The sequence below is a fragment of the Photorhabdus thracensis genome (genome assembly GCF_001010285.1).
GTDB lineage: Bacteria > Pseudomonadota > Gammaproteobacteria > Enterobacterales > Enterobacteriaceae > Photorhabdus > Photorhabdus temperata.
Genome location: NZ_CP011104.1, coordinates 3,246,241 through 3,258,766 on the forward strand (window position 1 = coordinate 3,246,241; position 12,526 = coordinate 3,258,766).

Sequence of the window (12,526 nt, forward strand, 5' to 3'; positions counted from 1 at the left end):
TGAGGTTAGCTTATGAACGCAACACAAAAAGCATTTCCATTAGAGATTAATCTTCCTCAACAGGCCGCCGGGCAGATCGTCAATACACTGCCAACAGGGGATGTGATCGTGGAGTATCAGCAGCGTGGCTGGCAATGCAGTGTTGCTGTGAGTTGTTTACTGATGCCACAAATCGGTGACGAGGTACTGATTTGTGGTGACGATAGCCAGCGGCTATGGGTGCTGGCGGTGTTAAGCCGCGCTGATGAACAGCAGCCGGTGACGCTCAGTGTTCCGGGGGATTTGCATATTGCTCCGCAAGGAGAGCTGATGCTTCATAGTGCTGAACAGATCAGTATTGATAGTCAATCTGTACAGATCACGGCGCAACAGAGTGATTGTCATATCACCCATATGCGTTACAGCGGTGATGAATTGACGGCGTGGGTCAATGTGGCCTGTTTGCTTGGCCGGCGCGTGGAAGCATTGTGGAAAACCGTAGTGCAAATCAGCCAGCGCGTATTGCGTAAGGTCGAACAGACAGAACATGTGCGTGTTGGACAACTGGATTGTCAGGCCCGTGATTATGTCCGTTTGCATGCACGTAATACCATTATTACCTCGCAGGCGGTGACAAAAGTGGACTCTGAACAGATTCATATAGGCTGAACGATGGGCAGAATATCAGAGAAAAACACCGGAGAACGCCGAACTTCGGCGATATATACCGGTCATCAGGCCCTTCCTATGTTGCTTGAACGTCTGACAGAAAACAGCAATGGCCGGGAAGAGGTATCTTATGGCAGCTGTGCCCGGCAGTATCGTCTGTCGGTACTGCATAATTTACAGGCGTTGTTTAACTGCGACCATTATTCCTCTGGTGCTGATCTCTCATCATGGCCGCATGTTAGCACCAGTACCTTGAATTTCGGTATTCAGGCACTGGCGGGAAAGTTTGTTTCTCAGGTGAGCTGGGAAAGTATTGAGTACACGATACGTGAAGCCATTATTCATTTTGAACCGCGCATTATGCCGCAGGAATTAACTATCACGGGTATGCTTGGTAATCAGAAATTGGATGCCCACAATATTCTCTGCTTTGAAATCCGGGGGCATTTGCAGGGTTCTCCTTGCCCATTAGCATTTACTTTCAGCAGCCATGTTGATCTGGAAAATGGGCGTTTTGAGCTGGTGGATGGAGGATAAATCATGCAGGAAAAACTACTGGAGTATTACAACCGCGAACTGGCATGGCTGCGTGAAATGGGGGATGAGTTTGCCCGCCATTATCCTGGTGTGGCCGGGCGATTAGGGATGCAGGGCAATGAAGTGACCGATCCTTACGTTGAGCGTTTGCTGGAGGGCGTCGCTTTTCTGACTTCGCGTATTCAACTCAAGATGGATGCTGAGTTTCCGCGTTTCTCCGCCCAGTTACTGGAAGCGCTTTATCCTAACTATCTTGCGGGCTTGCCTTCAATGGCAATTGTGGAATTACAGCCCGATCCCACCAAAGGGGATCTGAGTAAAGGTTTTCTGGTGCCTCGTGGTTCACTGATGGAAAGCCCGGCACTGAAAAAGAAGGGACTCAGTTGCCGCTATCGTACAGCGCAGGATGTGAGCTTGCAGCCATTGCGTTTGTCACAGGTGGAGTTGGGCGGTGTGCCGGCGGATATCCCTCTTTCTGTGTTTGGCGGCGCTGAGGTGCAGGGTGCTTTGCGTATTCAACTATCGTGTTTTGATAATGTGTCACTGGGCGAATTGCAATGTGATGAGCTGATGTTCTACCTCAGTGGCGGTGATGTTCCTGCCTTACAATTGCTGGAATTACTGATGGCACATTGTCAGGGGGTATTGTGCCAAATTCCCGGCAGTTCGGTGCAACGGTTATTGCTACCGCCACAGGCATTGTGTCATGAAGGCTTTGCCTCTGAGCAGGCGTTGTTGCCGGTTGATTTGCGCAATGTTGAAGCGTATCGCTTATTGCAGGAATATTTTGCCTTTCCGGCCCGTTTCCAGTTTTTCAGCATCAGTGGCTTGCAGCCACTGTTGGCACAGGCAGGCAAGCAACAGCGACTGGAAATTCAGATCTTGTTGGATGTGCGTTTGCCACAATTGGAAAAGGTGGTGGATGTCAGCCATTTGGCTCTGCATTGTACCCCTGCCATTAATCTTTTTCCGCGTACCGCCGAGCCGATGACGATCAATGAGCAGCAACATGAATACCATGTGGTGGTTGATAACATGCGCCCGCTTGATTATGAGGTTTTTGCCGTCACAGCATTACGCGGTATTGGTAGCCAGCGTGACGGTGACGAGCGCTATATTTTTCATCCGCTTTATCACACCCAGCATGATGACGCATTGGTTAATGCGGAGTATTTTTCTATCCGCCGTGAATCGCGTTTGTTGCCACAGAATATGAACCGCTATGGTATGCGTTCTGATTATCTTGGCAGTGAGGTTTATCTCTCTCTGGCGGATGAGCATCATCCGCCTTGGCGCAGTGATTTGAAATATCTCAGTGCGGAAGTTTTGTGTACCAACCGTGATCTGCCGCTATTGCTGCAACGACAGGCACAGGAGAGCTTGGTGATGCAGGATTCGGTTCCCGTCTCCGCTGTGCGGTTGCGAAAAGGTCCCAGTGAACCCCGCCCGGCTCTGGCAGAGAGCCGGGTTTGCTGGCAGTTGATCAATCAGTTACAGCTTAACTACTTTAGTTTGCAGGATTGCGCTACTGAACAGGGTGAAACGGAATTACGGCGGTTATTACGTTTTCATGCCAGTCAGGCGGATGCGGTTATTGCACAGCAGATTAGTGGTATCCGGTGTTGTCGATTGCAAGCGCAACATCGTCATATGACCGGTATGCCACTGTTTCGACGTGGAATTAGTGTGCAGTTGGAGGTAGACGAACAGGCATTTTCTGGTCGATCCCCCTGGTTAATGGGGAGTGTTCTGGCACACCTGTTTAGCCGTTTGGTGACCGTGAACAGTTTTGCGGAAACGACGTTGTCCAGTGTGCAGCGGGGAACGATCGGGTTCTGGTCGGGGTGTGACGGCGTAAGGGCATTGCTATGAAGATATTCGCTATACATGCCAGCAATCAGATCGTACATGCCGGGGAAAAAGCGCATACCGCGTCATCTGCACTTGATGATCATTTTTGGACAGCAAGAGAAAAAACGCCGTGGGATTTCGATCTGTTTCAGTTGTTGCGGCGTATTGATGCACAGTCAGGCGCACCTTATCCATTGGGGCGTTCGCCTTTACCGCGCTATGAGCCATTGCGTCTGGGGCAACTGCCGGCATTATGTTTTGCGCCGGCAGAAATTGCGGCTATCGTGCCTTACCCGGACGGCATCCGCTATCAGATTAATATCAATAACTTTGGTCTGTTTGGCCCGAATGGCCCCCTGCCTTTGCATGTCACTGAATTTGCCTGGCAACGTCAGAAGCAACATAAAGATTATGCGCTGAGTGCCTTTTTCAATCTGTTTCAGCATCGTTTGATAACGCTATTCTGGCGGGCATGGGCGGATGCCCAGCCTTGTCTCTCCTTTGATCGTAGTGACAACCGCCGTTTCGACCACTTTTTTGCCAGCCTGATCGGCATGGGACATGTTCCAGGCTACCGCCTCCGTCAGGAGCGGACACATCACTATATGGCCGGGCACCTGAGCCGCTATCCGCGTAATAAAGACGGCTTGCTGTGCTTGCTGCGTTACCACTTTGATTTGCCGGTGACGTTACATGAAAATCAGTTTCACTGGCTAGCGATTGACCGTGATGAACAGTTGCGGCTGCATTACGGTCATGGCGGTGCCCGGTTAGGGAATACTGCCCGTCTCGGTATCGCTGTGGCGGATGTGCAATATGCATTTTGTCTGGAACTTGGCCCACTCTCTTGGTCGGCATATCAGCGTTTTTTGCCGGCTTCACGGTTTACAACATCCAATTGTGATGATCTCCGGCAATTGTGTGACTGGGTTCGGGGTTATGTCGGCCTTGAATATACCTGGAAGCTCAGAATCACGCTGGATCATCAGCATTATCAGGGATGTTCACTAGGAGGCCATCAGCCGCTGGGGCAGAGCTGTTGGTTGGGACTTAACATCCCCTATCACGATCGCAGAGATCTCTGTTTCCGTCCGGATAACGCTGCGTAGTCATAACAGACTGCACCTGTTTTCTTTTCTATCAATATGGACGAGGGTTCTATGTCAGATATCAATCGCCAGTCACTGTTTAATAAACTTAATCCGCCATTGTTTAGTGCTCTGGAAAGCGCCAGTGTATTTTGTAAACTGCGAGGCAATCCTTATGTTGAATTGGCGCACTGGCTGCATCAACTGATGCAGCAGAAAGCGGGTGATTTGCAACAAATCATAGGCCACTTTGCACTGGATGAGCAGCAGATGGCACAGGATATCGTTCGCTCTCTGGATGTATTGCCGCGCGGAGCCAGCGCGATTTCTGATCTCTCTGCCCATATTGACGAGGCAGTGGAACGGGCTTGGGTGTGTAGTTCAGTCACTTTTGCGGCAGACGAGATTCGTGGTGCGCATCTATTGCTGGCACTGTTAACCACCTTTAATCTGCGTCAGCATCTGCTGGCTATTTCTGCTCAGTTTTCCTGTATTAACGCAGAAAGTTTGGCACAGGATTTGAACCGCATCCTGCATGACAGTACGGAAGACAGCTCTCAGAAAACAGTAGCAGAGAGTGAAAACCGTCAACCCGCGTCAGAGAATGCGCTGCAATATTATGCGCAGGATATGACTGCACTGGCGCGTGCCGGGCGAATTGATCCGGTGGTCGGGCGGGATAAAGAGATCCGCCAACTGGTTGATATTTTGCTGCGTCGCAGGCAGAACAATCCACTGATTACCGGTGAGGCGGGGGTGGGTAAAACGGCGCTGGTGGAAGGATTGGCGCTACGCATTACATCGGGTGATTTGCCGCCGTCATTGTGCCATGTTCAGCTTTGGTCATTGGATATTGGCCGTTTGGAGGCAGGTGCTGGAATGAAGGGAGAATTTGAGGCACGTTTACAGGCGGTCATTAATGAAGTTCAGCAAAGCCCGGTTCCCATTATTCTGTTTATTGATGAGATTCATATGCTGATTGGCGCTGGAGGGGCGCAAGGGGTTGGTGATGCGGCTAACTTGTTGAAACCGGCACTGGCGCGTGGACAGTTACGTACCATTGGTGCGACCACCTGGGCGGAATACAAAAAACATATTGAAAAAGATCCGGCATTAACTCGACGTTTTCAGGTGTTACAGGTTGGACAGCCGGACGAAGCGCAGGCTTTACAGATGATACGCAGTCTATCCGCAAAGCTGGAACAGCATCATGGCGTGTTATTACTGGATGAGGCGCTGGAAGCCGCGGTCTCGCTCTCCCATCGCTATATCCCGGCTCGCCAGCTGCCCGATAAAGCCATCGCCCTGCTTGACACCACTTGCGCACGGGTGGCTGTCAGCCAGCACAGTCTGCCGGCGGTATTGGAAGATTATCGCCGCCAGCTTGCCGCACTCCAGATTGAATACGAGATTGTCTGCCGCGAGCAGCAACTGGGGAGTAATCATTGTGCTCGTTTGGCACAGCTTGATGGCCAGCGCCATAAATTGCAGGCAGAGGAGCAGCAAATGGCACAGCGTTGGCAGAATGAAATGACGTTGGCTCAACAGATTATCGGCTTACGCCAGCAACTGATTTCTGGTGATGAAATACCGGAGGAGGATGCACAGCGTTTGGTCTGGCAGGTACAATTACAGGATTGCCGGCAACAGTTGAGTTTATTGCAGGGAGAACAGCCATTAATTATGGTCGCGGTGGACGCACACAGCGTTGCCGCGGTGGTTGCGGATTGGACCGGTATCCCCCTTGGCCGGATGGTGAAAAATGAGATCAATGTTGTCCAGAATCTGGAACACAGCCTTGGGCAGCGAGTGATTGGTCAGCAACATGCGTTAAATACTATCAGTGAACGGGTGCGTACAGCGCGTGCACATCTGGGTGATCCCAATAAACCTGTGGGAGTATTTCTGCTATGTGGTCCTTCCGGGGTAGGGAAGACTGAAACGGCGTTGGCGTTGGCTGAAAGCCTGTATGGTGGTGAGCAGAATCTGATTACCATCAATATGAGTGAGTTTCAGGAGCCACACAGCGTATCAACCTTGAAAGGAGCACCGCCGGGATATGTCGGCTATGGTGAAGGGGGTGTGTTAACGGAGGCGGTTCGACGACGTCCGTATAGTCTGGTGTTACTTGATGAGGTGGAAAAAGCCCATCCTGATGTGCATGAACTGTTTTTTCAGGTATTCGATAAAGGCTGGATGGAAGACGGTGAAGGCCGTCGCATTGATTTTCGTAATACGCTGATCATATTGACTTCGAATGTTGGCAGTCAGGACGTTATCAGGGCTTGTACCCGGCAGGATGGTTTGCCGGATGTGGAAACGCTGATACAGCAGTTACGTCAACCGCTGTTACGAACGTTTCCCGCTGCTCTGCTTGGCCGTCTGACGATCATTCCTTATTTATCATTGAGTGACGAAGTACTGGAAAATATTGTGCAACTGCAATTGGCGCGGATAGTACAACGTCTGTGGGAAAATTATGGGATTGAGGCACAATTCGATCACAGTGTGACGCAACAGATTATGGCCTGTTGTATGGAACAGGAATCTGGTGCCCGCAGGATCGATTCGATCATGACGAATATTTTGTTGCCGCAGATAAGTCGTAGGTTGCTTACCGCAACGATGGAGAACCAGCATTATTCACAATTAGACGTGATTTGGGAAAATGCGGTATTTCAGTGCCATTTTTGCTGAGATACAAGTCAGAGGAGATATAAGGTTGGGGAGCAGTCATGTGACATTGACTGTATAGACATGCTGACCACCATTATGGTACTTCGAGAGCGAGGCCTATGCTATCAAGGCCATATGCAGACACGGATCTCATCGCAACATGAAAGAACTTTGTGTTCAAAGCAAGGGAGACTCATTGAGAGCCTTCTTTGCGTTCGATCCAAATCGAAAAGGGATTTAGCTTTGCGCAGGTAATAAAACTGGTGACGAAAAAAGGTTCTATGAAGTGGTGATTCCAATAGCGGGCTGTGAGTTTACAGCGCGTTTGGAAAAACTTAAGAGGAATAATCGAATGGCAAGAACTTTTGATGAGATTCTGAAACAGCCCAAAGGGCTGTCACAGACCGCTGACAAACCTCGTTGAAAATAACGGGATTTGTTCCTTTCATTGTGAATCATAATGCCATCCATTTTCCTCATTAAGCCAATTTAATCGCCCGACAAGGCGTTATTTTCGCTTCTCCTGCAATGAAATGCTCGCTCTCCAGAGATAAAAACAACAAAGCATTGCGACCAGCAAGGCTATCTTCTTGATATTTTGGGCTGTGGCTGCCAAAAGACACTGTATTTGCACTTTTTGCAACCCACGGAAACGGGCATAGCGGTGCCCGTGATGTTGCTTCGCATCTGCAAAACTACGCTCTATCGTCTCCTTTCGCCGCTTGTAGGTTTTTTTACCCCACTCCGTTAGCCGGTTTTCCCTGGCCTGCTCTTTACTGTCCTCCCAGACATGACGGGTTATCTTTTTGCCCCCTTTGGCCTGCGTACAGGACGCGCGTTTCGGGCAATACTGGCAGATATTCGCCGCGGCCTGATAATGCCGGTATCCCTCTCGGCTGGTTGTTTTATAAATCAACTTTTCGCCCTGAGGGCACACATAGCAGTCCTCCTGCTTGTCATAGGTAAAATGTTTTTTCTGGAAGACGTTCGACCCCTTATTCGGACGGCGGTAACCGATTATCGGCATGACACCTAACTGTTCCGTTAAGTAACAAACCGGGGCCGTAAAATAGCCCGCATCCAACCCAACCGCGAGGGGGTTGAGGGCAAAACGCTCTAACTGACGCGTCAAACGCTTGATAAAAGGCTGGCTGTCGTGGACATTACCCGGTGTGGCGTAGGTATCGGTGATAATACCGACTTGCCCATCCACGGTACGGTGGTCAAGGTAAAAGAACCCTCTGGGTTTGTTGGTCCGGTGCATAAACCCGCTTTCCGGATCGACGGTACTGACCTTCGTCTTTCTCTGCCGTTCCTTTAGGGCTGGCTTCAGGCTTTTTTTCCAGCTGCCGCCCGGTCTTGAGTGACGGCTTTATCCAGTGCGTCAACATAGGCGCCGGGGGGAACCGACCGCATGACATTCTCCGATTTATGCGGATTGGCACTGGCTTTCAGGTGGGTGCTGTCGGTATAGAGTACGCGTCCACCCACGAATCCTTTGGCCATCGCCTGTTCAACAATGTGGTCAAAAATCTGCTGGAAGACCGCGGTATGATTGAAACGGCGGCGGCGGTTCTGACTCAGGGTTGAGGCATCAGGGACCTTCTCTGTCAGTCCGAGGCGCAGAAACCAGCGGTAAGCCACATTAACCTGAATTTCCTGAACCAGACGGCGTTCACTGGGGACGCCAAACAAGTAGCCGAGTAACATCATTTTAATCAGCATGACCGGGTCGATAGCAGGACGGCCATTATTGTGGCAATACAACGGGGCGACTAATTCGCGGATAAATTCGAAATCAATGGCGGCATCGACTTGACGGACCAAATGATTTTTAGGCACCAGCTCGTCAAGCGAGAGCGTTTCTGGCGGGAAAGTCTGGAGAGGGGGTGTTCTTAACATGGCGGCAAGCTCCGTTGAGTGAACGGAACTTAATTAAAACAAAATGCCGGATAAAAAACCAGCACTTTGTCAATAATCTGATATTGGCTCACCTTTCTGTGAGCCAATATTATTTTATTTTTCGACCAACGCACAATTAAAAGCTGGCATTAACACCCAAACTGAAAGAGTAGGTATGATTCTGAACATCTCCGTCATTGCGTGATACTGACGCAAAAGCGCCCCAATCTTTTGTAATAACAGCATTCATACCAATAGTGTATTCACGCCAATGGGTATCCTGTTTTTGGCTTTCGCTAACGAAAGAGGTCTGGGTTGAGTTGATAGCACTACGAATCTGATAACGCTTATCACCAAACTGGTGGTTGAACCGAACTTCAGCATAGGGGTTAAAATAGCCAAAATTCGTGTCAAGACGCCAGCCTAGCGTGCCAACCTGAGAGTCATAGCGCTGTTCACCAAAATGCATGGCAGTGCTGTTATTACCCGATTCACGATAACCTTTGACATAACTTTTATCCCAGGCATATTGGATGATCGGGCTGGTCGTGACGGCAGATGTCAGTGGAATATCCCAACCAGCGGTAATACGTCCGCCCCATTGATGGCCGGAAGTCGAGGCATTTTCTTTACGTAACCACTCATTGAGCACGATACCACGAGTAATGTCCTCATATTTCATGTCCAAATAGTGAAGATCACCACTAATCCAACCTTTATCGTAGTAACGCCACAAGCCGTAAGCGGTGAACACATAGCCGCGGCCATCATAGTGGAAATTATCGGCTGGAGAAGAATTATCCTGATAACGCGAGATCATGCCACCCAACAGAATATTATCCATGATCTGATAGTCACTACCCAATGTCAGTGTATGGTTGTGATTACCACTATAACCACCGAATACACCTAGTTTACCCTGTTCGTTACCCACATTACGCAATTGCTGTAAACGGCCGTCAAGAGAAGCAAGTGCCCCTTTGACGGGCACATTGTTGGCGTTCGTCAGTAACATAACCCGATACGGAGCATTGAGGACTGAAACAGTGTATTGACTAACTATACGATGTGCTTCTGGAGTTGGATGAAAATCATCAGCGAATAAAAAAGGCTTGCTGGCATCAAAACCAATATCTTTAGAGCGACAGGAACCCGCATTAACACCCTGAGCGCAAGCGTAACCGATGGTGTTGAGAAAACCATAGCGTAGAGGATTAGCGATAACTTCATGTAAGAGGGTATTAACATCAACGCGAACAATATTGCCATTTTCTTGGCTAAGAGCCATATCTTCTAATTGATTATAGCTGTCAACCAATTTTGAAGCGTTACTACTTAATTCGTTATAACCATCAATCAATTGCTTAGTGGTCTCCTCAGCTTTTTTGGCGTCACCTCCTGAAACATCGGATCCGATCTGTTTGAAAACACCATGGATAACTTGAAGGCGGGTGTCTTTATCAATTGTGGGATACCCGTTGACTGCTGCATGAATTTTAGCCAGATCTTCAGGAGTAGCTCCCCCTTTAGAGAGAACAAACTCCATAATTTTCGGAGTCATACCCACATCAGGAACCGTAGGCACGATCACCAACCCAGCTCCTGCATTGAGAAGAGCATGTACCTGTGATGAAGCCGCCACCGCACTCTTAGTAATAATTTCTTCCGCTTTAGCTGGATTTCGTAATGCAGCGTCAACATCATTGCCACCAATCCAGTGAACATACAGGCCATTAGGATCAGCACGGTTACCGTGACTTGCCAAGTAACCCGTTACCTGATCCTGAGTGTTATATTTATTATTTAAACTGGCAACAGCAGTCGCGCCACCGGCAGAGTAATTAGTTCCACCTTCTTGGGAAGGCTTCAATTCTGTACCTAATTGTTGAGCGATAAGATCGTTATACAACTTACTTGTCTTACCGTCCGTCGTGAATCGACCTCTATTTCCGCTATCGCTTAAGCTATCGCCAAAGACATATAGGTTGTCATAAGCGTGTGCGTTCGAAATTGCACTTATCGAAAGTGCCAACATACCTGGTGCAAATATAAATGACCTTTTCATTAACTATCCTCAAGAAATGATTTTATATTTATCATTGAACTGGCTGTTCAACTGAAATGATCAATCCAAATAGAAACTGCATTCATGAGATATGACGCAATCCTACTCTTGGTTAACCAATACCTCATTATAGTTAGTAAAAGAGGATACTCTGTATTGTTTTTTTACATCTTTAAAGTTTCGTGCTATTTGACAGTTTCATTAACCAATTTGGTTGAAATTCAACTATCTATAAAAAGTAATATTAGACCAAATAGTCTCAACGCACTTCCTCGTTTCATGAAATAGATCACGAAACAGACAGAAGAAAATTCTGGGGTAGATAATTAGCTAGATCTGGGTAATATCTGAAGCGATTCATCACAATAAATGTGATAGAGTCAGTCCATTATCGGTTTAGAAAAATAGTTAAAATAAAAGATTAAGAAAAATGAATATAAAAATTCAGCAAGCAATAAAGACTGATTTCAGTAAATTAGCCGAAATATGGGAAGCCTCTGTACGGGCAACACACGATTTTTTATCTGACGAAAATATTAATGAATTACGTCCACTGATTCTGCATACCTATCTGCTAACACTGGCTGTTTATAAAGCGATAAATGACAAAAACCAAATTGAAGGCTTTATGGGTGTTGATCAGAATCGGATTGAGATGCTGTTTATCTCCCCTGATTCTCGTGGTAAAGGTATCGGCAAAGCACTCCTGAATTTTGGTATCACTGAATTAGGTATCAATGAACTGGATGTTAATGAACAAAATGCTCAGGGAGTGGGTTTCTATCAGCATCAGGGGTTTAAGGTTTTCAACCGCTCAGAAACTGACGGCCAGGGTAATCCTTTTCCGTTATTACACATGAGAAAACAAGCATGAGGAGTCACCTCCTCAATGCAAATTAAACTCTATCGCTAAGGTATGATCCCTCGGCAGGCCAGCAGGTTTTACCCCTACAGACCGGGCTTGTTGGATAGCCGCAAGTGCAGCCCGATCCAATTCATCAGCGCCAGAACTCCGCACTAATTGAGGATTTGTCAGATCGCCGCTGTCCAGCAAGCTAAAACTTACCTGAACAATACCCTGTTGTTTCATCTTCTTAGCCCGACGTGGATAACGTTTGTGTTTTTCAATTTCACGACGTAAGGCAGACTGATAGCCTTGTAAATCATCAGAACCCAAACCCGTCATCGGTTGACTGGTTGTTGCCTGACGTGCGCCAGCTTGTGAATCCACAACATCTCTCCCGGTCACCTGGGAACTGTCCGCTGCTTGCTCTGTTTCCAGTTTATGTCCACGCTCCGCCAGTTTTGGCTGGCGATCTTTTACTGGCTCTTTCTGTGGCTTGTTCCTCGGTTTGGCATCTGCATGTTCTTCCGGCGGTTTCCGCTGTTCTCGTTTCCGTGGCCTGTCCACTGGCTTATTGAGCGCTATTTTCGCCTCAAGCGGTGATTCGGCTACCACCACTTCGGGGGGTAACGGAGGCGGGAGAGGTTCCTGCTTCGTAGGATGCTCCTGCCCAGCAGGTGCCGCTGAAGCAACCATTTCTATTGAGATACTGATTATTGGCGAATTCACTGATTGATTATTTGCACTGTCATCACGTAATAAATGAGATGTCATAAACACGATGACACTTGTATGTAACAGCAAAGAAGCAAACAAGCCAATATAAATACGATTTTTCATCATAATTCAAGCCACCTTTCCGCTCGTTATCTGCGGAGATTAACCTTCTTACAGGCAGGTTAATCTCCCGTCAAG

Annotated in this window: 9 protein-coding genes and 1 pseudogene; 7 read left to right on the plus strand and 3 right to left on the minus strand. The window is 48.2% G+C overall.

Annotated elements, in window-relative coordinates:
- Positions 1–12 precede the first annotated feature (12 nt).
- The 6 genes and pseudogenes from VY86_RS14005 to VY86_RS23535 all read left to right on the plus strand — a co-directional run bounded on the left by VY86_RS14005 (position 13) and on the right by VY86_RS23535 (position 7,224).
- Positions 13–648, plus strand: a complete 636-nt coding sequence (locus tag VY86_RS14005; protein ID WP_046975394.1) for a DUF3540 domain-containing protein — start codon at positions 13–15, stop codon at positions 646–648.
- A 3-nt stretch (positions 649–651) separates the two neighbouring features.
- Positions 652–1,185: a type VI secretion system baseplate subunit TssE gene (gene tssE, locus VY86_RS14010; RefSeq protein WP_052760845.1), complete on the plus strand. Its 534-nt coding sequence runs from the start codon at positions 652–654 to the stop codon at positions 1,183–1,185.
- A gap of 3 nt (positions 1,186–1,188) precedes the next feature.
- Positions 1,189–3,057, plus strand: a complete 1,869-nt coding sequence (tssF, locus tag VY86_RS14015) for a type VI secretion system baseplate subunit TssF (protein ID WP_046975395.1) — start codon at positions 1,189–1,191, stop codon at positions 3,055–3,057.
- Positions 3,054–4,145: a type VI secretion system baseplate subunit TssG gene (gene tssG, locus VY86_RS14020; RefSeq protein ID WP_052760846.1), complete on the plus strand. Its 1,092-nt coding sequence runs from the start codon at positions 3,054–3,056 to the stop codon at positions 4,143–4,145. Before tssF ends, tssG begins: the two co-directional genes overlap by 4 nt.
- Positions 4,146–4,196: 51 nt before the next feature.
- Positions 4,197–6,821 (plus strand): type VI secretion system ATPase TssH, encoded by a 2,625-nt coding sequence (tssH, locus tag VY86_RS14025; protein ID WP_046975396.1) that lies wholly within the window; start codon positions 4,197–4,199, stop codon positions 6,819–6,821.
- A gap of 45 nt (positions 6,822–6,866) precedes the next feature.
- Positions 6,867–7,224, plus strand: a pseudogene (locus VY86_RS23535) (type II toxin-antitoxin system RelE/ParE family toxin).
- Between the two features lie 84 nt (positions 7,225–7,308).
- Here VY86_RS23535 and VY86_RS14030 read toward each other — a convergent pair.
- Both VY86_RS14030 and VY86_RS14035 read right to left on the minus strand, forming a co-directional pair.
- Positions 7,309–8,702 (minus strand): IS1182 family transposase gene (locus tag VY86_RS14030; protein ID WP_158019895.1). Its coding sequence is split into 2 segments (ribosomal slippage): positions 7,309–8,135 and positions 8,135–8,702, totalling 1,395 coding nucleotides; the frame shifts between segments, so codons are not numbered across the junction.
- 136 nt (positions 8,703–8,838) lie between these two features.
- Positions 8,839–10,767: an autotransporter domain-containing esterase gene (locus VY86_RS14035; protein ID WP_046975397.1), complete on the minus strand. Its 1,929-nt coding sequence runs from the start codon at positions 10,765–10,767 to the stop codon at positions 8,839–8,841.
- Between the two features lie 436 nt (positions 10,768–11,203).
- Between VY86_RS14035 and VY86_RS14040 the strand changes: the two genes are divergently transcribed.
- The gene (locus VY86_RS14040; RefSeq protein ID WP_046976892.1) at positions 11,204–11,641 is read left to right on the plus strand and encodes a GNAT family N-acetyltransferase; all 438 of its coding nucleotides are present in this window, start codon (positions 11,204–11,206) and stop codon (positions 11,639–11,641) included.
- 12 nt (positions 11,642–11,653) lie between these two features.
- On the opposite strand, the gene VY86_RS14045 is transcribed toward VY86_RS14040, so the two are convergent.
- Positions 11,654–12,454, minus strand: coding sequence for an energy transducer TonB (locus VY86_RS14045; RefSeq protein ID WP_046975398.1), 801 nt, complete (start codon positions 12,452–12,454; stop codon positions 11,654–11,656).
- Positions 12,455–12,526: the final 72 nt, after the last annotated feature.

Excerpts from the sequence above, each read along its gene's own strand:
- VY86_RS14005 (WP_046975394.1), top strand. The coding sequence starts at position 13 with ATGAACGCAACACAAAAAGCATTTCCATTAGAGATTAATCTTCCTCAA.
- tssE (WP_052760845.1), top strand. The coding sequence starts at position 652 with ATGGGCAGAATATCAGAGAAAAACACCGGAGAACGCCGAACTTCGGCG.
- tssF (WP_046975395.1), top strand. The coding sequence starts at position 1,189 with ATGCAGGAAAAACTACTGGAGTATTACAACCGCGAACTGGCATGGCTG.
- tssG (WP_052760846.1), top strand. The coding sequence starts at position 3,054 with ATGAAGATATTCGCTATACATGCCAGCAATCAGATCGTACATGCCGGG.
- tssH (WP_046975396.1), top strand. The coding sequence starts at position 4,197 with ATGTCAGATATCAATCGCCAGTCACTGTTTAATAAACTTAATCCGCCA.
- VY86_RS14035 (WP_046975397.1), bottom strand. The coding sequence starts at position 10,767 with ATGAAAAGGTCATTTATATTTGCACCAGGTATGTTGGCACTTTCGATA.
- VY86_RS14045 (WP_046975398.1), bottom strand. The coding sequence starts at position 12,454 with ATGATGAAAAATCGTATTTATATTGGCTTGTTTGCTTCTTTGCTGTTA.